A 23,331-nucleotide genomic window follows, 5' to 3' on the forward strand; every position below is an offset into this window, starting at 1 on the left:
AAATCACCCGCACAGCCGCACTTGCTGTATAATGGTCACCTGCCGGGGGCTGAGGCTCTACAGGGACCTCGACTTATGATATGAGTTAAAATTATGGCTAAACCATTACCCCTAACACCGCCACTCTATCTCGGGTCCCCCCCCTGAAGGCACAGGAGAGGGTTAGGGAGGGGTCCCTTCAAGAAGGGGATTTTTTTTAAGGGCATGATAACATATTAAGAACCTGAAATCATATAAATTTTAATTCTTCATCAGTAATTCGCTATGTTAAGATAACATCATACTGGTTGTCTGCAAGAAAAACAACGGATAGCAGCTAAATTAATATGCCCCAAAACACGCTTACGAAAAATCGCCGGTTAACTCAGGTGGGATTGCTACATTTAGGCCGATACCTGCGTTGGCTCAGACATTATCGGGGGTGGACATCGGTACATGATCTGGGGCAGTACATTGCAACCCAAGAGTCGATGTTGCTTAAGGACCGAGGGAAGGACCTCTATATCGACCCGGAACTGGTGCCGGGGATATCGGGACCGCAGATTAATCGGATCGAGGGGGGTAAGATTACTCGCCTTGCGATTGATCAGTTGATGTTGCTGATCGATGTGTTGGAACCCGTGCATCCGCAGTCGATGGATACGATGAGTTTAGAAAGTTTGCTAGATATTGCTACAGGGGAGGCAACGATTGAAGTGCCGCCCCTGGGCAGTGATTAAAGCAATTTCTTGGGGAATTTAGGGCAATCTCCCGGGAGTCTTAGGGATTCGTTGGGATTGGTCCGGATGGGGAGACTAACCGGCGTTACGTTACATTGACCAATGGGCAAGGAATTGCATTCGATCGCCCCAGGAGGATAACTCCCAGGGTAAAATTGACCGCATATATCAGAAAAATCCTCATACAAACCAAAAATTGGCCTCTCCATTCAAATGACTAAGCGAAGTTGGCTAGAGATTCTGGAATATTTATCCGTGGCGGGTTCCGTGGCGGGTTCCGTGGCAGCGATCGCGACGCAGCAGATTGTTTATGCTGCAACGCCGCTATCCCTGTCGGTAATCCTCAATTTGGCTAATCGCCGTCGATTAGCGCAGGAACCGTCTATCGGAGGCAATAGCATCGAACTCGGGGAGAAACTCGCCCGAGAGTTAAAGATATTGCGCGAACAAGTGCAGGGATTGCCGACGGATTCGGAGTTTAATCATGTCCAGTCGGCAGTGTCAAAACATTCGGAGGAATTTGAAGAAGTTAAGCGACAGTTAGAAAAAACCCTGTCCCTGGCGCAAGGGTTAGAGTTGAGTCCCTTGCGCCAAGATATTTCCGTACTCCGGGAGAATTATGCCGGGGTCCAGGAAACTTTGACGGCCCTGAGTGCCCAACTCCAGAGTGCAGAATCCCCCAAGAGTGGACATGGGGTTGAGCGGTGGGAGAGTGCGATCGCCCAGATTAATAGCAAAATTGCCCAATTTCAAAACAAGCTCTCGAAGTTGGAAACTGGCAATGCCACTCCGGATTTAAACCCAGTTTTGTCCGAAATTGCTCAAATTGAACAGCGACTGGAAACGGTTCGCGCCAGCGTGAGTCAAGCGATTGAGCAGGAAATTGCGGGGTTGCGGGCGGATCTCGAAGCGCGAGTGAGTGCGGGAAATCCTCTGGAATTTGGGGCGGAACAGGTGAGTTCCCTGAGCTCAGAAATTGCGAAATTGCAGGAACGGCAGCAAGCATTAGAACAGGCGATCGCCCCGGTAAGCGAGTTGCGGATGCAACTGGAACAGCTTAATCAGAAGGTAGCAGCGCAACCGGATGTTGAGCAAGTGGAACGCTTGAGAAATGCTTTATCCCTGGCGATCGCCTTGATTCCTCAACTGGAACAGCAGTTAGACTTGGAACGCCTCGGGGTTTCCGCCCGTGGTAACCAAGAGGCGATAGATTTAACGGGGGTGGATGAATCCCTGCGGAAAATTGCCGAATCTGTCAGCGAAGCAATCACGGAAATTGATACTCGGTTAGCGCCCTTAGAAGCGGTAAATTTGCGCCGGATTCAAGAGGATTTAGCCCTGCAAACTCGGGATTTAGAACAGTTAACCAGCGGATTAGCGGCCCTGCAACAAGAACAGGGGTCGTGGCAAACTGCCCTGGCTTCATTACAGGAAAAAATTGAGGGATTACCCCAATTTGTCGCCCCGGAAGCCCTGGAACCGTTGGAAGCTGCCCTCACAACCCTCAAAGAACGGGTGGATCTCCTGGGGGGATTTCCTATTCCTGAATTGCAGGACCAGCTTGAACAGTTAGCCGATCGCGTCAATAATTTACCCTCCGCGATCGCCTCACAATCCGATGTGGAACAACTGAATCAAGCATTACGGGAAGTTACCGCGAACCTAGCTGAAGTGCGGGAACTCACTACTTCCCTGGAAAACCAGAGTGAAGTGAGCAGTCGCCTTAGTCAACTGGATAGCATCGTGAGCGAACTCAGTTCACGCCTGGACGAAACCCTGCCGCAAGAACGGGATGCCTTGCGCCAAGAGGTGCAGAGTCTGCGGGAGCAACTGGAATGGCAAGGGAGTGGCGTTCCTAATGCGGTATCGAGTGAGGTGACTCACCAAATCCACGAACTGCTGGAACAGTTTAATTCTCGTCCGGAATTGGAGCAAATTGAAAGCCTCACTGCCAGTGTGAGTGAGCTGGATCGGCGATTGGAACAACTGCCCAACCCCAGCCAATCCCCGGCAGGGGGACGGGATGCAGAAGCGATCGATGTCCTGCGGCTGGAAATTTCTGAGTTGCGATCGGCCCTGGCGCAAGTGAGCGAATCCATCGGTCACTTATCGGATGTGACCCCGGAGAGAATCGAACGGTTAGAAGTTGCGTTAGGACAACTGGAAGGGCAACTGGAACAGTGGCGCAATCGCCCGGGAGAAGTTTCAGTGCAACCGCAGATTGAGCAACTGAGTCAGCAGCTAAAAGCCCTGGCAACTCATCCGGAAGTGCCGAACAATACCCAACAAAGTGGTCATCTGCAATCTCTGATTTCTCCGGCGATCGCCCAGCAACTTTATCAAATCGAATCCTTACTGGAAGGGATTAAAGCTCATCAGTATGAGTTAGTATTTGACCGACCCTCGATTAGAGCGCAACTGTTCGAGGCGATCGAGACGGCTGAACATCGTCTGATTTTAGTTTGTCCTTGGGTTAGTCGGGCGGGATTGGATGGTACCCTGCTGCAAAAGCTGGAAGGGCTGCTGCAACAGGGTGTACAAGTCGAAATCGGTTGGGGACATCTGCGGGATATTGAAGCCGGAGAATTCCCGATTCGGATTAATGAACATTGGCAACTGGACCCGATGGCAAAACGCGGGTTATACGATGCGCTCAATGATTTGGAACATCTGCGGACTCAATATGGCGATCGCCTACAATTGAAAGTCCTCGGCACCCATGAGAACTTTTTGGTGTGCGATGACAAATGGGCGATGTTAGCGACTCATCATTTCCTGAGTAGCAGTGATGCGCTACCGGAACGAGAAGTCGGATTACGCACGACGGACCCGAAGATTATTCACGGGTTGATTGAGCGCTTTAGCGAACCGTTGCTGAATCCTGCTAATGCCAGCGCCTACTACAATCGCGGGTTTGAGCGGTTGGATATTGGGGATTACCAAGGGGCGGTAGAAGATTATACTCGGGCGTTACAGATTGACGGCAATCAGCCGACGGCGTATAATAATCGCGGATTAGCGAAGTTCCAAATCGGTGATTTTGCTGGTGCAGTCGCCGACTATACGCGATCGCTGGAATTGAATGACAATGAAGCAGTGGTGTATTTTAACCGAGGATTTGCCCGGTTTAATCAAGGGGATTATACAGGAGCAATTGGCGATTACACCGAGTCCATCCTGAAAGCACCGGAACAGACAAGCGCGTATTTCTATCGTGGGGAAGCCTACGGACGCTTGGGGAATTATCAACAAGCGGCAGAGGATTACACTCGCGCCCTTCAACTGAATCCCCAAGATGCTGTCGCGTATAACAACCGAGGATTAGCCCGGTATAACCAAGCGGACTATGCCGGGGCGATCGCGGATTATACAGAAGCCTTGCGTCTGAAACCCGATGATGCCGTCGCCTACTTGAATCGGGGGGTTGCCCGGTCCGCAGGGACTGATTATCATGGAGCAATCGAGGACTTTACCCAAGCCCTGAGTCTGAATGAGAAGTATGCCAGCGCCTATAACTATCGGGGTCGGGCGAGGGCAGAAATGGGCGATCGCCAAGGGGCGATCGGGGATTTACAAACCGCAGCAAACTTGTTTTCTCGCCAAGGAGATACCATCCATCACCAACAGGCGATCGCTGCCCTGACTGCGTTAGCGAGTGCAGAGTAACCCCTCGGATGTCCCCTGAATCTCAGGGGACCCGATACCCAATCCGGTTCTCAAAGACCGAAAATTCGTTCTTTAGCCCGCGCTTCTCGGGCTTCGTCCGTATAGTCCCACCCTTTCCTTACGGAACGCTACGCGAACAGGGTGCGGGTTTCTATCTAGCGGGAATTTTTATTCCCGCTTTTTTGTCGAAGTGACTATAATTGGTGCAAAACCGGGCATCCTACCACCAACCATGCAAACGATAAAACCTTCCAATCAAAGTTTTAGGGGCAATCTCAACTCGTATCCCTGGCAAACCTGGGTTGAAGGCACTTGTGTTGCCGGATCCGCCGTGGGAACCGTCGTGGCAGCCATTTCCGGACAAGTCGTCTATGCGGCGGTGCCTCTCACCTTGGCGTTAAGTCTGAATTTGTCCAATCGAATGCGATCGCAACAGGAAACGGCACAACAAACCACCTCGGCGATCGCGGATGTCCGTCAGAGGGTAGACTCTCTCCAAACTGCCATCTCCCAACAACCCCCCGTGGAAAAGGTGAATTTGCATCCCCTCCATGAGGCGATTTCCCAGTTGCAAACCATCACCCAACGCCTCCAAAAAACCGCCGTCCGCGAAGATGACTGGGAGACGGTGAACGTTCGCTTATTATTAATGCAGGAACAGTTGGACCAACTCTCCACTCCACCCCAGGCACAATCACAATTCCTCAACTCTCCAGAGACAGAAGAAACCCTTCCCCCCCCTCCTCATTTGGCTGAATTCCACTTCCAAATTCAAACCGAAATGGAACCCTTGGCCCGTCGCGTCAAAACATTAGAACAACAAAACAAACAAATTGTCAAGCCCTATTTGCAGCGTCTCACCCAAGCGGTTAAAAAGTTGGAACAAACGAGTTCTCTCACTGCCTTAAAACGCCACTTAGACCGATTACAGGCTGAATTTCAACAGCAGCATCCCGAATCCGAGGAAATTACTGCCCTCCAACGGGAAATGACCCGCATCAGCGAGGGATTAGCACAACTTCAACAGCGTTTTGAAGCCCTACCTCCCTGGAGCAACCTCCAACAACTCGGGAGTAGGGAAGCGCCGATTAGGGAGTTATTTGAGAAAGTCTCAACCCTCAACGCCCAGATGCAAAGACGGCTGAATTGTTTAGAAAACGAAGAAGTGGAACGCCTCCATCAAGAGATTGAGTTTCAGGCAACTACGATCGCCTCCTTACAAGATGGATACGATCGCCTCTCTCATTCCGTCACCGATTTAAGCAGCCGCCTAGAAACCTTGCCCCACACTGCTCCGCGAGAATACGAACATTTTTAGTCCGATAGGGTGGGCATTTCCCACCCTACATCCCAAACGCCCCAAAATTGGGGCAGGATGTAGCAATTTTGTCCAGAAACCCGCTTTTTGCCCTCTACCCTATCCCCCGCACCAGCGGATCACCCCATCGGCATAAAAAATATTAATTTTAAAGCCCGTTTTATTGACCCGTGAGCGTTATAAATCTCCAGGAGTTTCCGGCGCAATATCAATCCCTCGCCCTTGTTGCATTTGATGCTGAGGGGTAATCAAATCGCTGAGTTCCCTAATTTCCACCCCAATATTCTGGCAAGCGGCTTTTAATTCTTGGGAAAATAGGCTAGTATTCTGCCCATAACCACTCTGTGCCGCAGCCGTTTCTAAACCTTGTTCCGCATTGGCCTTAGCACAGTCAATCAGTTCTAGTCCTTGGAGTTGTTTACTTGCTGCCATAGGTTTAGCCCTATCTCACTCATTCAGATTATTCACTTACCCTAACAAGAACCCATTCTCAATTCATCCCCCGAAAGGAAGAAGATAATTGATAATGGATAATTGATAATTGATAACTTTCCATTATCCATTATCCATTGTCCATTATCAATTATTAAAGCCAATACTTCCAAGCCGCATAAGCAAGGGTAACAATGCCCGTGACGATCGCCGATTCATCTACCTCGAATTGAGGATGATGCAGGGGGTAATTGGGTTTGTCTGGATATCCAACGCCGAGACGAAACATCATTCCCGGTGCGTATTCCAGATAAAGGGAAAAATCTTCTGCACCGAGGGAGGGTTCAGGAATATAGAGGACGCGATCGCTTCCCCAGGCTTCTAATGCCGCTGATTCCACTAACTGCGTCATCCCGGTGTCATTTTGCACCGAAGGGACTCCCCGTCGGTAGTTCATTTCATAGCTGCCGCCATGCATCTGGCAGACACTTGCAACAATTTTTTCAATCCAAGCGGGTAAGTCGGCATGGGTTTCCGGATGCAGCGATCGCACGGTTCCCAGCATTTTTACACTATCGGCAATCACATTCGGCGCACGTCCTCCATTCAGTTGACCAATGGTCAAAACCACGGGACGCAAGGGGTTCTGAGTCCGGGCGATCGCCTGCTGGAGGGTAGTAATCACCTGAGACGCAATCCAAATCGCATCCACTGCCTCATGGGGACGCGCACCATGTCCCGATTCCCCAATAATCGTAATTTCTAGGTCATCGGCGGCAGCGGTTAATGCTCCCCGTCGAATCCCAATCGACCCCCCGGGAATCGACGGAAAAACGTGCACTCCTAAAATATTGGTGACTTGTTGCATTGCACCATCGGCAATCATCCAACCGGCACCTTGAGCAATTTCCTCCGCCGGTTGGAATAAAAAACGCAGGGTTCCGGGTAAACGATCTACCAGTTCCGAGAGGATCATCGCCGTCCCTAATCCAACGGTGGTATGCACATCATGTCCGCAAGCGTGCATCACTCCTGCCTGGTGGGAGGCATAGTCTAACCCCGTCCGTTCGGCGATCGGCAGCGCATCCATATCAGTGCGAATTGCCAACACTCTCTCATCAGTAACTTGACCGGAAAGTTCTCCTATGACCCCGGTTTTACCCACCCCCTCCCGCACATGAACCCCACAGGAAGAGAGCACCCCCGCCACATAGGCAGCGGTTTGATACTCTTGACCACTAAGTTCGGGATGACTGTGAATATGTCGCCGAATCTCAATCAGGCGGGGAGCGAGTTTAGCAGCAATGTTTTTAATGTCAGTGAGCATGAAGGTCCGAGGGTGAGCGTACAGTTTTTATTATAGAGTTGCTTGCTCCGGGAACTCTGTGCGGCCAGATTGAGGGGCGATCGCCAAAAGCCGACTGATTCTTAAATCTAAGAAAAAGTCGGCTCTTGATAAGGAATTCAATTCTTTAAAGTTGTAACCCTCTAAGGTTTTGATTGCCGCAGTAGGTAAGCTTCATTGGCAAGACGGCATGGATGGCTTAACAAATAATATCCCCTACAGTTTCTCGAACAAATTGTAAGGCTTTCTCTGCTCCTTCCACCAAAAATTCGACCTGTCCATAAGTTTTATTGATCTTTCTAGCATCAATTTCAACCCGTTGAGCCGGATATTTTTGTAGAAGTTCTAGCAGGGAAAGTCGGCCATCATCCGCAGCAGAAAGGACCAAACTCGATCGCAACCCTTCAACCCCTTTACGACCCGAGGGCGGATAAATGGCTTGACTGATCTCGTAGAGGAATAATTCTCCCACAATAAAGTTGAGGGTACGGTCTAAAACTCGGACGCTCGCCGGAATTTCCTGGGTTAAAACGGTCCGAAATAGATCCCGATCCACATCGGCAATTCCCGTCAAAAATCGGATCACCTGAGATGCTTCTCCGGTTTCCCCAAATTCCACTAATTCGGTCATGGGAATGGCAATTCTTTGGGGACCATAAGTCAGGACCACCACTTGAGAAGCCGTCGCCGGGGAAGGTGTAAACACCACAAATGAAAGACTCGTCAGAAAAACAACGAGGCTGAGGGCTATAAATTTCACCCACTTTTTGGGTAGCTGACGCAGACTGGTGACAAACGTTTTGATTTTTATTTTCATGGCATCGCTCCTGAAGGATTTTTCACCCTTTTTGCTGGCTTCACCCGACCCAAATTATCGGCTCATGAAGCATTAAATAGAGGCAGTCACTCTGCCTCTATAGATTGAGTTCAGTTTATTTAGACCAGCCTAAGTTATTCGCCTTAGATCCGGTGAAAAGTTGGGGGACTGGTTTGGTGTCAAAATCTGACCCAAACAATCCCTCTTCACAAACGACATCTGATAAATAGGTTTGGACCACTTGTGCGATCGCCAAAACATCCGTCGCTAAGAAACTAATTCGGTTATAGCCTTCTTCTAACAGGGGACCACTGACGCTCAACTGTGGTTCTGGATAGTTTTCTAGCAATTCCAAAAGGGTAAAGCTATCGTTGGCTGCTGCCGAGACGAAGGAATCAACGACTTGAGTAACATTTTCCTCCACTGCAATACCCAGAACAGGTTCAAGACGGGTGAGGATAAATTGACCGATGGTGCTGTTAAGAATCTTTCTCAAGAATTCCTGGGAAACGGGAATTTCTTGACCCAATGCAAATCGTAATGCTTCAATATCGCGATCGATGATACCCAAGCGGTTACGAAATTCTGCGGGTTCCGCACCTTCGCTCACAAACCGGCGCAAATCGCCGATCGAGATGGTCTCGCGGGAATCGCCGTACATTAGGATGATTCTCTCTACAGCCATCGCATTGTCACAATTGATGGTAACCGCAGCAGTTACTGCTAAAACCATTGCCAGACCTAGGGATAAAGCCCTTTTCCAGATCCCATGAAACTGTTTCACCACAAAGGAGAATTTTTGATTAATATCCAACCCAGAGGTTATGTTCATCCACGTACTCCTGATACAACACTTCAGACTTGTCTGTTTTGCAACGTTGACTATATTGATGTTAGAGGATTTTCTCTACCAGTTTTTTGTTCCTGGAAAGATTCCAGAAAATCGACAATCTCTGTGAAAACAGGTCAGTCTTATGTTACTACATTTTTTCTCGTCTTTTTACTCATTCTAAAGTTAGATATTTTTAAACTAAAAAAATAATCAGATTAGCGATAGTTATTTTTGACAAATTATATTATTTCGTTGACAAAAAACTGATGGGTTTTTCAAGCAAATAACCCCTTGTAGCTGTAACCCCTGATTTTCGTTTGTTTCAGCGGGATTTACTCTTCAGGAGTTTATAGTTTATCTGAATCTGATAACAAGGGGGAAGAGAAAATCGCCGCTCTGTGTTCGTCGCCAGACAAGCTTTACGGCTAACGAACAATCATCGTAAACTTTTTTTTGAATTATCCTCCATCAGGGATTCCTCTATTTCATTTGGCTTTTCGGTTTCCTAAAAAAAAGTTATACAGGAGGTTCATCGCCAAAGTACGGGATGGAGGTCCTACAGAGGGAATTGGGATCGCCCTATAGGAAATCAAATCTTGCCCGGTCACTCCGGGTAAGGCCCCCTGCACTCTAAACCCGGGTTCGGCTAGGAGCGGGGAGATAAAAGCATAAATAAATCCCATTGAACATGAGTGTTCTGAGAAATACCCGTTCCACTTATACTCCGAATTTTCCCCAAACTATTGAGCACAATCTGACCTTCCCGGGATGCATTAATTTCCGGCGGTACAAACGTATTAACCCAGGCCAAGAAAGAACCCATATTCAGATAACAATAGCCGAGGTTCGGTTGTGGTAACGGTTCTAAAGCAGCTTGGAAATTAAAAGCATTGGTGAGACTCTGATAAGGTTGCGGATAAAGTTCTTGGAATGGTCCTAGTCCCGTGGTCATCATCAGGGTCTTATCAGAAATCCATCCATGAGCGAATACACTTTCTGTCCTCCCATTCTGGTTAATGACCTCCCAACTGGTGACAGAGTTTTCATTAATTTGATGACGAGTAATAGTAATCACCCCGGACAACTCCCGGGCAATTAATTCATCGAGCTGAGTTAACACCCGTTCCGCACTCTGGCGATCGCTCGTTTCAATCATCGACCCCATTCCCAATTTCATCGTTTCATCCACTGTGGGGAAAAAGCCCCGATTGGTGGGAAAAACAAAAGCGGTAATTTCGCCATCCATCCAGGGGAGGATATCTTGTGTCACGTCTAAACCCAGAGTCGATTGAGTGAACTCCGGGATTTGCTCCAATCCGGGCAAAGTGAGGAGGTTTTGACCCAAAATCGGGCCGATCGCCTGCCACAAATTCAGACTGCCGCCACAGGTGAAGTAGGTGGATGCCGGAAGGCTTGCCGTCATTGGGTTCGGGGTTGCTACTCCCCGAGGCTCAGTCTCGGGGGTTTTGTAAAACCCCCGAGACTGAGCGCGGATCCCTTGGGGTTCCATCCATACCATCAAATCGATCGCACTGTAGGGAGTGGTCAACTCACCCCCTGCCGGATTAATATCCCCGGAAGCGGGTAGGGGAACCAGACGGTTCAACAGGGGAGAAGTGCTCGAAAGTTGGGCCAATTCGGGAAAATTGCCATAACCAATCACCAGCGATCGGCCCAATTCAGGATGCGCTAAGGTCCGCTGAAACTGAGGATCTCTGGCTAAACTATTGCTTGTGTCTTTCGTTGCAATCCAACGTTCCAAGGGGGCGCTACTCTGGGCCGCCGCCACATATCCCGGAACAATCGCGATCGTCAAACCTCCGGTTCCCTGAACTTCTGGGGCCGGGACTGCGGGGGGCCTGGGGTCGGGTTGAGCTGGGGCTGTCGGGGTAGAATCGGGCAAAATGGGCCTCGTCTGTGCCAATCCGGGCCACCCTTTGAGCCATTTGTTCCGTTTGAAAGGCGACAAGGGATTTAAGGCGATCGGCCCCCTTTGTAGGGACCCTGTAGACTCCCCCTGTTCCCTCGCCATACTCTGATCGGGCCATTCTAACAGCGTCACCCCCTGAAACTGCCGTTCCCGGGGCTGTCCCTGAACCGCACTTAATTGCGCCACAAAATTAGGAATCCGGTTCGGGTCCTGAATTGGAGCCACCATAACCGCATTCTCCTGGAGAGAGGCCCTCCCGGTCCCTTCTCCTCCTGGCATCAGGGCGATCGCCGTCCAGTCTCCCAACCAGGGTTGGATATCCCTGGCAAAATTCACCTCTGCCGGAATGTAAGGCAAAAATCCCGGCCCAGAAAACCCAGGCGGGAGGTCAATAAATCGATTTAACCCATTCCAGGCATTCGCGCGGGTATCAATCAGCAACACCCCGCTGATATCCCCAGGTAACACCGTCGTGACTGGCAAAGGGGTTGTCGGTGCAACCCCCTCCGGTACAGGTTGTGCTTGCAGCACTGAACCCGTCGTCAGGACTAAAACAGAAAGCACTGGTAAGGTGACGCGCTTAAGCACTGAACCATTTCTCCCTTTTGCGATCCACAGCAAGCGTACCGTATTGAAGAGAGTTTCGCAATTTCAGACCGGCCCCTAGAGGAGAAAAGCTGTGAGGAGTCCCTTTTTTAAGTCCCGAGTGATTCCGGTCCCGAACTCACCTTAAAAAAAGGGATTGAGGACTAGACAAGGGGGATTGACTCTGTTAAATTTAATTTTATAATGGGAGGCTTTACCCAAATTTTATTGAACTCACCATTCGGATTATAAATATAATATTGTACTAAGCCAAAAAAAGCAACCCCCTCCCCCCGCTCTTTTTTTGCCCTCCTCGTTATGTGAGTGGCCATTAATTCAAAAACCCGGTTTGAAGAAACCGGGTTTTTCACGAGCTTACGGATGCTCTCTCACATTGACCGAGGGAACATCTCAGCTAACATCGGTCTCACACCGCAGCCACAGCGGGGAGCAACGCCTCTTTGAGCAATTGCACCTTATCCGTAGCTTCCCAAGGTAAGTCGAGGTCCGTGCGGCCCAGATGACCATAGGCGGCCACATCCTGGTAAAAACGACCGCCTCGTTCCCCAGGCAGACGCTGCAAGTTAAACGTTTGGATAATCCCTGCCGGACGCAGTTCAAAATGCTTCTGAACCACTTCTAGCAGCTTATCTTCGTCCACTTTACCCGTGCCAAAGGTGTCAATGGTCAGACTCACCGGGCGGGCGACCCCGATCGCATAACTAATTTGTACTTCGCACTTCTCGGCCAAACCAGCCGCTACAATATTTTTTGCCATATACCGGCAAGCATAGGCTGCGCTGCGGTCTACCTTCGTTGGGTCCTTCCCAGAGAATGCACCGCCCCCATGACGGGAATAGCCGCCATAAGTATCGACGATAATTTTGCGTCCGGTTAAGCCCGAATCCCCTTGGGGTCCGCCAATGACAAATTTACCTGTGGGATTCACCAAAAAGCGGGTGTTCTCGTCAGGTTTCACCTGGAGGTCAGCAAAACAAGGTTGAACCACCCGTTCCCAGACATCTTCTTTGATTTTGGCTTGTACCGCCAGGTTATCGGTAATGTCTGCAATCGCCGGGGTGTGCTGAGTGGAAATCAAAATGGTATCAATGCCGACGGGAGCCCCATTTTCATAAATCACTGTAACTTGGGTTTTGCCATCGGGACGCAGATAAGGCAGTTCGCCATTTTTGCGGACCATTGCCAGTCGGCGAGACATCCGATGCGCCAAGGAAATGGGCATCGGCATCAGTTCGGGGGTTTCGTTGCAGGCAAAGCCAAACATCAACCCTTGGTCACCGGCACCGATCGCATCGAGTTCTTCTTCGCTGATCTGTTCGCGGGTTTCTTGCGCTTGGTCAACCCCTTGGGCGATATCAGCAGATTGTTCGTCGAGGGCCACCAGTACCGAGCAACTATTGGCCGAGAAGCCATTTCCGGCATCGGTATAGCCTATTTCCGCAATCTTTTTGCGGGCGACTTCGACAAAGTTTACTTGTGCTTGGGAGGTGATTTCCCCGGTAATCAGAACTAAGCCCGTGTTAACGACGACTTCGGCGGCGACACGACTTTTGGGGTCCTGGGTCAGCAAGGCATCGAGAATGGAGTCAGAAATCTGGTCGCAGATTTTATCGGGGTGTCCTTCGGTGACGGACTCTGAGGTAAATAAGTAGCGACGAGTCAACGTTAAGTCCTCCTGGGATCTGGATAACGATCGTTAAACTATCTTAGTCTGACGCTGGTAACAGGAAGTTTCAAGATTGAATGAGGATTTCCTCTAGAGAGGCGATCGCTACATCCGCACCCGCGAGGCGATCAGAAGATGCCGGACGCCAGCTAATCCCGATACAACCTGCGGCACCAGCGCGTTTTGCCATCTGAAAGTCAGCAGGGGAGTCCCCCACCATGAGGGTGACCCCCGGTTCAACACCGAGGGACTGGCAAGCTTGTAAAAATAGAGCGGGGTCGGGTTTACTGGGCCCGGAATCCACGCCCATTTGAAGTTGAAGATAGGTGTCAAGCTGATAATGTTGCGCGAAGGCTTGGACTCGTGCGGTACTGGCTGCGGAGAGAATGCCAAGTTTGAGTCCTGCCTGGGAAAGATTGACGATCGCTTCCAGGCAGCCGACAAATAAGGGAGAAGGGGTAGCATTTTTTTTGAAGAACTCATCGGCTTCATCAAATGCGGCCCGAGCAATTTCTAGGGCGTCCAGCCAACCGCGTCCGGTTTCGGCAATGTAGGCGGCAGCGGCAATTTCGTTTTCGCCTCGGCTGCCGACGGCGAGTAAGCCGGTGGGGTCGAGGGTGTTATTGGTGAGGCCAAAGGCCATGAGGAGGGGGTCTCCGGTTCCCGGAACCCGAGCGTCGATGATGCGCGATCGCTTGTGTCCCAAGAGTCTTAAAAAATCTTCTGAGTCTTCTAAGGTTCCGTCTTTATCAAAGATGATTGCCTCAATGCGCTCGAATTTGATATCTCGACACTGAATGGTGGTCAATGTCTTTAGTCTCCTGTGACGGTGATGATTAAAGGGCGATCGGTTCGGGGTCAAGAGTCAGCATATTTTCCCCGAGGGGAGGAAAGGGGGTTGCGGTTCTTTCATGCCCTGCTATTGACTGAACGGAGTACCTGGATGGCCTCAGTTCAAAACTCCCCCCAGTGATAAAATGTCCCCGCTGGGGCCACTCTAGGGTAATTCCTGTTCCAAAGGATTACAAAGGAGGGAGCAGTGATGAGGGAGCAAGGTTAAGTGAACCAGGGACGGGGGGATTGCTTTTGAATCCAGTTAGAAGTTTAATCCGTTACTCCCCGAACCCAGTCTCACCGATTGAAGATCCGGCGATCGCCAGAGTTTCCCCGATCTATTCTTCGGCGACAGCAGAGACTTCCTCTTGAGTAATCGAAGTTTCCGGTGCTTCTACAGCAGCAGGGACTTCAATTGCGTCTTCTACAGCAGGAGGGACTTCAATCTCGGCTTCTTCAGCTACGGGTTCTTCCACGGCAGCCACAGGAACTGCTGGCTGCTCTTGTTGTCCTTGCTGTTTGGCCCGCATTTGTTCGCGGAATTTTTGAGCCATTTCTTCAGCGCGATCGAACACCGACTGCCGGTTCTTCACCATATCCCCGGGTTCCGGTTCGAGTTGCTTGGTAGACAGGGAGATGCGACCCCGTTCTGCATCCAAGTCAATGATCATCACCTTCAGCTCGTCATTGACATTGAACACGCTGTGGGGGGTATCGATGTGATCGTGGGAAATTTCCGAAATGTGCAGTAAACCGCTGACTCCGCCGATATCGATAAAGGCACCGTAAGGTTTGATGCCACGAACTGTACCGATGACGACTTCGCCGACTTCCAAGCGGTTCATCTTGCGCTCAACCAACGCTCGACGATGGGATAGAACCAGACGATTACGGTCTTCGTCTACTTCTAAGAATTTTAAGGGGAGTTCTTCTCCGACGAGTTCTTCTTTGGGTTTGCGGGTGCTAATATGGGACCCTGGAATGAAGCCACGCAACCCTTCAATGCGAACCAGCGCTCCACCGCGATTGGTTGCAAAGACCTGAGAGCGCACCGTGGCGTCTTCGGTTTGCAACTGGCGAACTCGTTCCCAGGCCCGCATATATTCAATGCGGCGGATGCTTAAGGTTAGCTGCCCATCCTCGTTCTCATCGGTTAGGATAAAGAACTCGCGAGTTTCGTTCGATTGCAAGACTTCATCAGGAGCGTCAACCCGGTTGATCGACATTTCCTGAATGGGGATATATGCCGCTGTTTTTGCACCAATGTCAATCAGAGCGCCCCTCGGCTCTAGACTGAATACTGTACCGGCAACGACATCACCGGGGCTAAAGTGATAGTCATATTTATCGAGAAGAGCTGCAAAATCCTCGTGAGTAAAGCCTACATCTTTGGCGACTGTGTTCTGATTGACCATGCGATTTGATTCCTGGAACTGTTCTCCGTTCGTAGTCGTGTATTTTTTGAAAAGATGTTGTCGATGTTGATTTTGAAGCCGTAAAACGGCTAGAAATCTTGAGCAACTTAAAGTCTAGGCTAACCTGGACATCAGTGCACCATCACACTCCTTTTCCCTTGGTCGCCTCGGTTGGGCGTCCAAGGTTAAACAAAAAAGTTAGAGTTTAGTGTGGGGGCGAAAGCAAGAAGAGGGAGGGGGGTCTTGGCCACGAACTAGCGCGTTTAGACTGCTCCTAGGGGTTCTGCTTCCCCGCTCACAGGCAAAGGGAAAGAATTGACTTCGAGCAGTTTCCTGTCAAAGATTCAGCCGTTGTTTTTGAGGGCTGGTTCGATTCAACTTCCGGTTTGGCTTGCAAGCATTCAGATGACGTCAAAAAGACGCTTCCGTACTATTTTAGACGCTTTCCTTTGGAAAATTTTAAGCCTAGAAAAACTATTATAGCTTGAATGCTCTTTTTTGAACACCGAGCTTGGGAAATTTTTCAAACAATTTCTGTAGAATCTCTCGTTAAGACCCGGGATAGGAACCCCTTGCCACCGGTGAAGAGGGGACAGATCCATGAGCGATCAAGGGCGATCGCTGTGGTTGAAGAGAATTTATTTTAAGGATAGGTTAATGGTTACCTCGGAACTCACCGACCCTTGATTACCCAGAGCCTAAGCGGTAATTTTGCTCTAGGCTTGAGCTAGAGAAGAGACAGGGGGAGAATCCTGGGGTGCATCATTGATAGTTAACTGCCCTGGATCATCGGGAGATTTTCGAGGGGAATTGTCTTCTTCCGGGGTGGGTGAGTGTTCAGTGCTCTGGCGATCGCTTTGATTTTGCAGGTCCTTTAAAGTGTCCACAAAATCACGAATCCCTTGGAATTGTCGATAGACTGAGGCAAACCGGATATAGGCCACTTCACTGACCTCTTGCAGTTGAGAAAGGACCAATTCTCCGATATCATTGCTCGTGACTTCGCGTCTAAATCGCTGTTGCTGCAATTGAGCTTCGATTTCATCGACTAAATTTTCAATTTGTCCAGCCTCAACGCCGGTTTTTTCACAAGCGCGAACAATCCCGCGCAGTAACTTAGAGCGATCAAACGATTCCCGGGAGCCATCGCGTTTAATTACCGTGATCGGGACATATTCAATCCGTTCATAAGTGGTAAAGCGACGGTTGCACAGGAGACACTCCCGGCGACGCCGGACGCTTTGACCGGCTTCAGCGGAGCGAGATTCTAGCACCCGACTGTCAGTATGCTGGCAAAATGGACATCGCATGATTTTTGTCCTGTGAGCGAGAGGAACTCCGAGGGGAAGGCAGAAAGAAATCGGGAAATTATTCCGGCGATTAGCGGCTGTTTTTCGCATGGGAGTTCCCGCTGTGAAATCTTCCTGCCTAAACTCGGTTAAAAGCGCAGCATGGGGCTGGCTTGAGGAGTGGGGTCCAAGTCTGGGGAAAAAATCTGAGTCTATCTATATCCTATTTTTGAAGGTTCAATGCGATCGCAATGGCCGCCTCGCCTTCTTTGCCTTCTTTTCCCAATGGAATGAGTCAGCTAGAGGAATCAATTAACTCAGAAATTACCCCCGGATTGTTACTTACCAATGCGAGGCGGTTCACGGAAGGCGATCGCAAAGAACAGCACACCGATGGCTAAAGTCAGAATTAAGATGTAAGCGACACTCTGCATAATGATAAATTCCTGATCATCAAGGGTAACACCAGTCTACCAAGCAATAGAAAAAAGGTCTAACAAAATGCACTTGTCTTTTGGGACCAGTCCATTTGTTAGACCTGACTTCAGAGTTAGAGGTAAACCACTCTAAACTTCTTGTTTGCGGGTTGAAACGTCCCCGACTTTTTGGAACAGACCAAACTCGACCTGCTCTTCGAGATCCGGGTCGATTCCAGCAAACACATCGCGGAAAATCGTCCGAGATCCGTGCCAGATATGACCGAAGAAGAACAGCAAAGCAAAGCAGGCATGACCATAAGTAAACCAACCGCGAGTGCTCGTGCGGAACACCCCATCGGAGTTGAGGGTTTCGCGATCGAACGCAAACGGTTCGCCTAACTGAGCTTTCCGAGCATACTGCTTAACCAGAGTCGGTTCGCTAACGGTTTTCCCGTTGAGTTCCCCACCGTAGAAGCTCACCGTTACGCCGGTTTGCTCAAAGCTGTATTTAGATTCAGCACGACGGAAGGGAATATCCGCGCGCACGATGCCATCGGCATCAGTCAAGACCACGGGGAAGGTTTCAAAGAAGTTGGGAAGACGACGCACCGAGAGCACGCGACCTTCACCATCTTTAAACACGGGATGACCCAACCAACCTTGGGCGAGTCCATCACCATTGTTCATGGGTCCTACGCGGAACAGACCACCTTTGGCGGGGTTGTTGCCGACGTAATCATAGAACGCCAGTTTTTCAGGAATTTGGGCCCAGGCTTGTTCTAGGTTATCCCCTTGAGCCAGGGAAGTTTGTACGCGCCGATCAATTTCCTGCTGGAAGTAATTGCTATCCCACTGATAGCGGGTTGGACCAAACAGTTCAATCGGAGTGGTGGCGGAACCGTACCACATGGTACCGGCGACCACGAAAGCGGCGAAAAATACGGCAGCGATACTGCTAGAGAGTACGGTTTCAATGTTCCCCATGCGCAGCGCTCGGTACAACCGCTCAGGCGGACGCACAGATAAGTGGAAAATGCCAGCAATAATGCCAACAATACCTGCTGCAATGTGGTGAGCCACGATACCACCCGGATTAAAGGGGTTAAAGCCATCGGGTCCCCACTCGGGCGCAACGGGCTGGATATGTCCCGTTAAGCCATAAGGGTCAGAAATCCACATCCCCGGTCCGAATAAACCTGTGAGGTGAAATGCTCCAAATCCGAAGCACAGCAGACCCGATAAGAACAAGTGGATCCCAAACATTTTGGGCAAGTCCAGGGCGGGTTCGCCGGTGCGGGGATCGGTGAACAGTTCCAAATCCCAATAAACCCAATGCCAGCAAGCTGCTAGGAACAGCAATCCGGAGAGGACAATATGAGCAGTAGCCACTCCTTCAAATGACCAGAACCCGACGTCAGCTGCGCTTTCGCCGGTAATGCTCCAGCCTCTCCAAGAATCAGTCACGCCCAGGCGAGCCATGAAGGGCATGACGAACATCCCCTGACGCCACATGGGGTTTAGGACGGGATCGCTCGGATCGAAAATCGCCAGTTCATAAAGGGCCATTGAACCGGCCCAACCTGCCACCAGAGCTGTGTGCATCAGGTGTACGGCAATCAACCGACCCGGATCGTTTAAAACGACTGTGTGTACTCGATACCAGGGTAGTCCCATTGACTACGCTTCCTCCTCAGTTTGAGTTATCTATTTGGACGCTATCTTTGAGCCTTTTATAAAGTCAAAGCGTTTTCACTGGGGGTCCAAGCCTTAAAGCTGGGGGCTGGACAGTGGCTGCACGATGACTATCGCATCTCAAAAATGAGACAGTATTTAAAGAAGTGTAACTATTGATGGAATCGAATGCAAGAGTTTTGGTTATTGATGTAAAGAAAAGCGATCGCCCCGGTACAGTGGCGGGTGCTGATTTCTGAGAAGCGGCTGCATCCAGATTGCCGAGTCTCTCAGGGTTTTGTTCCCCTAGAGCCAGGGGTTAAAGCCTTGATTTTTAGAAGCTTCCGGCAGAAGCGGTCCCTAAGCGGAGTTGATTTGGGGTTTCCAGGCAAGGACCTGGGAATTTGCGGTTTAGGTTGCACCCAAATTCGCAAAATTGGGCCGATTAATCTGGCAGGTGGCTTCTGAGGCGGACAAGCGCTCAATGACTTGCTCGGCACTCATCAGACGCCGCAGCACGACTTGCCCAATTGTAGAGGCCCCACTGGATGCGGGGGAAATCGGCTTGACTTCCACCATGATTACGGAGTCTTCCACCCGATAGAGCCATAATTTTTCGTCATTATTCTCCACAATACAAAAGTGTATTTTCTCGATTTCAGGTTCGCGTCTCCAGGCGACTGCATTCCACAGTCCTTCCACTCCCCAAACGCGACCAACGGTCCAGCCTTCTGTTAGAAAAAAATATTTCACGCACTCCTCTTGGCATCAGACGAAGAATCTGCTGTTTTAAGATATCGCAAAAATACCCACTGTTTGTATTTTCCCTTCATTAACTCTGGAGTTGCTAAGTCTAAGAAGTGTAGCAGTGCAATAGGGGAAACCTAGCGATCGCCACTCGCCTGCCTCTAGAAAAATTGTCCATTGACAGCGATATCATTTACTGATATCATCAAAGAATGGCGTCAAGCTGGGGTAATAATGCAGACACTTCGTGTAAAGGCATCTCAATCTGAGGGACTTCAACTGGTAAGTGGATTAAATAGCAAACAGCGTCGAACGCTAAAGGCAATCTATGTACACCCCGTTCGGTCAGATATTGTCTGGACAGATGTTGAAAGCCTGTTCGTAGCGCTAGGGGCGATTGTCCGCCCAGGGAGAGGGTCTCGGGTGCGAGTTGCATTAAACGGCGTCAAAGCCGTTTTTCACGAACCACATCCTGAAAAGGAAGTGTGCAAGGACGCAGTTAAAAGTGTCCGGGAATTCTTAGAAAAAGCTAGAGTTGCCTCTATATCTGTGTCTGAGTAACCGTTAGTAAGATGTTCAGAAAGGGGCAACTTCACCAGTTGCCCCAACCCCAAATTTTTAAAAGCTTGACCACCCATCTAGTCACCCCATCACCGCATCATGCCACACAATTTTACAAACTCTCCAAAAAGTGTTGTTGTGCCATTTCGTCGTTCCACCACTGAGGCAACTATGTTAACTTACAAAGGTTACACTGCTAAACTTGAAGTAGATTCAGAAAAAGACATCCTTTTTGGTCGCGTTTTGGACATCAAAGACGTGATTACCTTTCAAGGTAAAACCGTGGAAGAAGCACGTCAGGCATTCTATGATTCTGTTGATGATTATTTAGAATTTTGTGAAGAATTAGGAGAAACGCCAGAAAAGCCTTTCTCCGGTAAGCTGCCATTTCGCACCACCCCAGAACAGCACCGTCAAATTTTTCTTGCTGCAACAAAAGCCGGTAAGAGCATCAATGCTTGGATGGAAGAAGTTTTAGCAGATGCAGCTCATCGGGGTTTCCAGAATTGACGTTTATGCTAGGTCGTCTTTTCTTTAGGGGGCGATCGTAGGTAGGGTGCATTTGAGTTTTGCTCTTGCTTTGAAAAATTAAGGAGACAAAATATGGGGTTTAAGAAGACAAGATATCGCGTCAAATCAACTGGGCAGCTAGTGATTGAAAAAGGCTGTGACATTAAGCTAACAAGCTCACAAATTAAAGGAAATATTGTCTATGAATTATTAGACGATAATGGTTATGGGACAGGAGAGATGAAGTCCTTCTCTCCTGATGATTTGGAGATATTCGGTTAATAATAAATACTTTATCGTTTGAAAATCGATTAAATGCCTGGACTTTTGAAATGACTAAAGTTGCACTTTTTAAATGGTGGAAAACAGAACCAGAAAATGACTGGGATGACCGTTACAAAATATTAGAATGTGAAGACGAACAGCGTTTTCCTATTCATAAAAGTGAAATTCATTCAGCACAAGAACTCAAGAGAGGACAGTTTATCACTTTTGAGATTGAAGAAAATGAGGCTAAGAACCTGCGCCTACTTAGACAAGTGGGAGTGATAGATTCGTATAACATAGAAAAAGGTTTTGGTAGTGCAATACTTCTGATAAACGACTCAGAATTGTTGCAATTGTTCGAGCGGGGTGAAAACGTTACAGCAGAAGTTTTTTTCCATATTAATGAAGTTACTTCGGCGAGGCAAGATATCAAGAGAGGAGATGTTGTTGTTTGTGATATCAGAAAAATATATCGACGAGACAAAAATACATATAGAGATAATGCTTTAAATATAAAATTATTGAGTACCGAAACAGATGGAGAAATTATCGATAATTGCGTTAACAGTGATAATATCGATGTGTTGTTAGCAGTATTTGGCTGTTCTCTAAACGAGCCTCAATATGACAAGGCTGTTAATTCAGTAGCTCATATTCTAGCTAATTGTTCAGTTCCTAACAAAATATCATTGATTTCAAAACTTCCTGACGAGATTAAAAAACACGAAAAAATTATAACCTTTTTGTCTGATGATAAAAAACTAGAATTTTGGATTAAGCAACTTAACAATCCTGAAGAGTATGAGGGCGCGACGGTTAAAATTGCGGATTTGCTACAAGGGTGTGCTGATCCTAAGCGAGCTTCATGGCTGTCAATAATTCCGGTAACAGCTAAACAACATTCCAATATTTTTACTTTTTTGTCAAATGATGAAAAACTAGAAATTTGGGTTAAAGAACTGAATAATCATGAAAAGTATGAGAGCGCGATCGAGCAAATTTCTGAGTTGCTCCAAGGTTGCTCTGACAATAAGCGCGCATCAGTCATTGGCAAAATACCATTGAAGGCTAAACAATCTCCCAAGATTTTTGACCTTTTATCAGATGAGGAAAAAATTAATTTTTTCGTCTTGCAGCTTCAAAAACCAGAATCTTATGAAAGCGCGATCGATGGAATTGCCAAAATTTTGGATCAATACCCTCAAAAAACATTTGAATTAAATTATTATAACGAAATTTGGGATTTGGATGACGAAGATGACGATATAAATTGGGGATTAGAATACTCAACTAAAAATCAATCTAAGGATGTAAATAAATCTTATGACGATTTGCTTAAACTTCTTCAGAAACTTCCGGATTCAGCTAAGAACAACGAAAAAATTTTTAAATATTTACCACCTCAAGAAAAAATAAAAATATTGTCGGGGTCGTTGGTTAATACTTTGTCAAGGATGGAAAAAGTATTTTCTCACTCTTCACTTTCAGGGTCGGAACGCAAATCACTAATATTTCAACTTCCAGACTGGGTTAAAGAAGCACCTGGGCTTCAGCGGTATATAGTTAAAATACCCCCAGTTATAGCTCGTCCTGATGCGGCTGAAGCTGAACAAATTCGTGCTTTTGTTGCCGAACGGGAAATTAAATGCTTGTGCCATTTTACTACTCTTGAAAACTTGCAAGGTATTTGCGAAGATGGGGGGGTACTCTCATCTCGTAAACTAAAATATTTAAATTATGAATACCAGCAAATAGATGAAGGCCGATGGGATGGAAAATTGAATCATATCTGTTGTAGTATTCAATCTTATAACTCGATGTACCTTTATCGTGCTAGAGAGAGACACCAAACGCAAGGCTGGGTATTACTTGCTATTAAACCAGATTACCTCTGGAAAGAAGAAACGCTGTTTTGCCCCATTAACGCAGCTTCAGGACGGGGGGCTTACATAAAAAAAGGTTTCGCAGGACTTAAAAGTATGTACGATTCTGTAGTCATTGATATAAACGGCACACCACATACAAGAGCAGGACTAACACCTTGCAAACCTACCTGTATTCAAGCAGAAGTACAAGTAGATGAAAGTATCTCCCTGGATGATGTTATCTTCATTGGAGTGCCTCCAGGTAATGAGCAAAAAGTACGAGATGCCGGGTGGAAAGGTGAAATCAAGAACTGGTCTCCTAAGTAGCCAGCAATATAGTTTTTTAATAGACCTCTTGCAAAATAATTTTATGCTAAAATAAAAAGTTTTGCTTGATTTTAGCCGATGGCCGGTTATAGCTG

At 48.4% G+C, this 23,331-nt stretch carries 19 protein-coding genes; 7 read left to right on the plus strand and 12 right to left on the minus strand.

What is annotated here, in order from left to right:
• The first annotated feature begins 326 nt into the window (after positions 1-326).
• The 3 genes from NG792_RS24825 to NG792_RS24835 all read left to right on the plus strand — a co-directional run bounded on the left by NG792_RS24825 (position 327) and on the right by NG792_RS24835 (position 5,703).
• A complete protein-coding gene (locus NG792_RS24825; protein WP_261198001.1) occupies positions 327-719 on the plus strand; it encodes a hypothetical protein in 393 nt (130 codons plus the stop codon).
• Positions 720-932: 213 nt separating this feature from the next.
• Entirely contained in the window at positions 933-4,385 is a 3,453-nt protein-coding gene (locus NG792_RS24830) for a tetratricopeptide repeat protein (RefSeq protein WP_261237166.1), read from the plus strand.
• Between the two features lie 232 nt (positions 4,386-4,617).
• Positions 4,618-5,703 carry an AAA family ATPase gene (locus tag NG792_RS24835; RefSeq protein WP_261237167.1) on the plus strand — a complete coding sequence of 362 codons (1,086 nt, stop codon included), beginning with the start codon at positions 4,618-4,620 and terminating at the stop codon, positions 5,701-5,703.
• A gap of 177 nt (positions 5,704-5,880) precedes the next feature.
• Here NG792_RS24835 and NG792_RS24840 read toward each other — a convergent pair whose 3' ends face one another.
• From NG792_RS24840 to NG792_RS24895, 12 genes are all read right to left on the minus strand, one after another.
• Entirely contained in the window at positions 5,881-6,135 is a 255-nt protein-coding gene (locus NG792_RS24840; protein WP_261197998.1) for a hypothetical protein, read from the minus strand.
• Between the two features lie 154 nt (positions 6,136-6,289).
• Positions 6,290-7,462 carry a M20 family metallopeptidase gene (locus NG792_RS24845; protein ID WP_261197997.1) on the minus strand — a complete coding sequence of 391 codons (1,173 nt, stop codon included), beginning with the start codon at positions 7,460-7,462 and terminating at the stop codon, positions 6,290-6,292.
• Between the two features lie 217 nt (positions 7,463-7,679).
• Complete coding sequence (locus tag NG792_RS24850) at positions 7,680-8,297, minus strand: alpha/beta hydrolase (RefSeq protein WP_261197996.1); 618 nt, start codon at positions 8,295-8,297, stop codon at positions 7,680-7,682.
• A gap of 115 nt (positions 8,298-8,412) precedes the next feature.
• The gene (locus NG792_RS24855; RefSeq protein WP_261197995.1) at positions 8,413-9,129 is read right to left on the minus strand and encodes an alpha/beta hydrolase; all 717 of its coding nucleotides are present in this window, start codon (positions 9,127-9,129) and stop codon (positions 8,413-8,415) included.
• Between the two features lie 646 nt (positions 9,130-9,775).
• Positions 9,776-11,647: a DUF3352 domain-containing protein gene (locus tag NG792_RS24860; protein WP_261237168.1), complete on the minus strand. Its 1,872-nt coding sequence runs from the start codon at positions 11,645-11,647 to the stop codon at positions 9,776-9,778.
• A gap of 424 nt (positions 11,648-12,071) precedes the next feature.
• Positions 12,072-13,328: a methionine adenosyltransferase gene (metK, locus tag NG792_RS24865; protein ID WP_261237170.1), complete on the minus strand. Its 1,257-nt coding sequence runs from the start codon at positions 13,326-13,328 to the stop codon at positions 12,072-12,074.
• A 70-nt stretch (positions 13,329-13,398) separates the two neighbouring features.
• On the minus strand, positions 13,399-14,139 hold the full coding sequence (locus NG792_RS24870; protein ID WP_261197992.1) for an HAD family hydrolase: 741 nt from the start codon (positions 14,137-14,139) through the stop codon (positions 13,399-13,401).
• Between the two features lie 364 nt (positions 14,140-14,503).
• Positions 14,504-15,580, minus strand: coding sequence for a 30S ribosomal protein S1 (locus NG792_RS24875; RefSeq protein ID WP_261237171.1), 1,077 nt, complete (start codon positions 15,578-15,580; stop codon positions 14,504-14,506).
• Between the two features lie 716 nt (positions 15,581-16,296).
• Positions 16,297-16,890, minus strand: coding sequence for a transcriptional regulator NrdR (nrdR, locus tag NG792_RS24880; RefSeq protein ID WP_261237172.1), 594 nt, complete (start codon positions 16,888-16,890; stop codon positions 16,297-16,299).
• Positions 16,891-17,207: 317 nt separating this feature from the next.
• Entirely contained in the window at positions 17,208-17,303 is a 96-nt protein-coding gene (locus tag NG792_RS24885; RefSeq protein ID WP_015148751.1) for a photosystem II reaction center protein T, read from the minus strand.
• A gap of 132 nt (positions 17,304-17,435) precedes the next feature.
• Positions 17,436-18,962 (minus strand): photosystem II chlorophyll-binding protein CP47, encoded by a 1,527-nt coding sequence (psbB, locus tag NG792_RS24890; RefSeq protein ID WP_261197989.1) that lies wholly within the window; start codon positions 18,960-18,962, stop codon positions 17,436-17,438.
• 408 nt (positions 18,963-19,370) lie between these two features.
• Positions 19,371-19,712: a hypothetical protein gene (locus tag NG792_RS24895; RefSeq protein WP_261197988.1), complete on the minus strand. Its 342-nt coding sequence runs from the start codon at positions 19,710-19,712 to the stop codon at positions 19,371-19,373.
• 228 nt (positions 19,713-19,940) lie between these two features.
• Between NG792_RS24895 and NG792_RS24900 the strand changes: the two genes are divergently transcribed.
• From NG792_RS24900 to NG792_RS24915, 4 genes are all read left to right on the plus strand, one after another.
• Positions 19,941-20,267, plus strand: a complete 327-nt coding sequence (locus NG792_RS24900) for a type II toxin-antitoxin system HicA family toxin (protein ID WP_261237177.1) — start codon at positions 19,941-19,943, stop codon at positions 20,265-20,267.
• A gap of 99 nt (positions 20,268-20,366) precedes the next feature.
• Positions 20,367-20,777 carry a type II toxin-antitoxin system HicB family antitoxin gene (locus NG792_RS24905; protein WP_261237173.1) on the plus strand — a complete coding sequence of 137 codons (411 nt, stop codon included), beginning with the start codon at positions 20,367-20,369 and terminating at the stop codon, positions 20,775-20,777.
• 93 nt (positions 20,778-20,870) lie between these two features.
• The gene (locus NG792_RS24910) at positions 20,871-21,059 is read left to right on the plus strand and encodes a hypothetical protein (protein WP_261237174.1); all 189 of its coding nucleotides are present in this window, start codon (positions 20,871-20,873) and stop codon (positions 21,057-21,059) included.
• Positions 21,060-21,109: 50 nt separating this feature from the next.
• Positions 21,110-23,236, plus strand: a complete 2,127-nt coding sequence (locus NG792_RS24915; protein ID WP_261237175.1) for a DUF4433 domain-containing protein — start codon at positions 21,110-21,112, stop codon at positions 23,234-23,236.
• Positions 23,237-23,331: the final 95 nt, after the last annotated feature.

Source organism: Laspinema olomoucense D3b, from assembly GCF_025370785.1.
GTDB lineage: Bacteria > Cyanobacteriota > Cyanobacteriia > Cyanobacteriales > Laspinemataceae > Laspinema > Laspinema olomoucense.

Coding starts and splice junctions, on each gene's coding strand:
- NG792_RS24825 (WP_261198001.1), top strand. CDS start 327: ATGCCCCAAAACACGCTTACGAAAAATCGCCGGTTAACTCAGGTGGGA.
- NG792_RS24830 (WP_261237166.1), top strand. CDS start 933: ATGACTAAGCGAAGTTGGCTAGAGATTCTGGAATATTTATCCGTGGCG.
- NG792_RS24835 (WP_261237167.1), top strand. CDS start 4,618: ATGCAAACGATAAAACCTTCCAATCAAAGTTTTAGGGGCAATCTCAAC.
- NG792_RS24840 (WP_261197998.1), bottom strand. CDS start 6,135: ATGGCAGCAAGTAAACAACTCCAAGGACTAGAACTGATTGACTGTGCT.
- NG792_RS24845 (WP_261197997.1), bottom strand. CDS start 7,462: ATGCTCACTGACATTAAAAACATTGCTGCTAAACTCGCTCCCCGCCTG.
- NG792_RS24850 (WP_261197996.1), bottom strand. CDS start 8,297: ATGAAAATAAAAATCAAAACGTTTGTCACCAGTCTGCGTCAGCTACCC.
- NG792_RS24855 (WP_261197995.1), bottom strand. CDS start 9,129: ATGAACATAACCTCTGGGTTGGATATTAATCAAAAATTCTCCTTTGTG.
- NG792_RS24875 (WP_261237171.1), bottom strand. CDS start 15,580: ATGGTCAATCAGAACACAGTCGCCAAAGATGTAGGCTTTACTCACGAG.
- nrdR (WP_261237172.1), bottom strand. CDS start 16,890: ATGCGATGTCCATTTTGCCAGCATACTGACAGTCGGGTGCTAGAATCT.
- NG792_RS24885 (WP_015148751.1), bottom strand. CDS start 17,303: ATGCAGAGTGTCGCTTACATCTTAATTCTGACTTTAGCCATCGGTGTG.
- psbB (WP_261197989.1), bottom strand. CDS start 18,962: ATGGGACTACCCTGGTATCGAGTACACACAGTCGTTTTAAACGATCCG.
- NG792_RS24900 (WP_261237177.1), top strand. CDS start 19,941: ATGCAGACACTTCGTGTAAAGGCATCTCAATCTGAGGGACTTCAACTG.
- NG792_RS24905 (WP_261237173.1), top strand. CDS start 20,367: ATGCCACACAATTTTACAAACTCTCCAAAAAGTGTTGTTGTGCCATTT.
- NG792_RS24910 (WP_261237174.1), top strand. CDS start 20,871: ATGGGGTTTAAGAAGACAAGATATCGCGTCAAATCAACTGGGCAGCTA.
- NG792_RS24915 (WP_261237175.1), top strand. CDS start 21,110: ATGACTAAAGTTGCACTTTTTAAATGGTGGAAAACAGAACCAGAAAAT.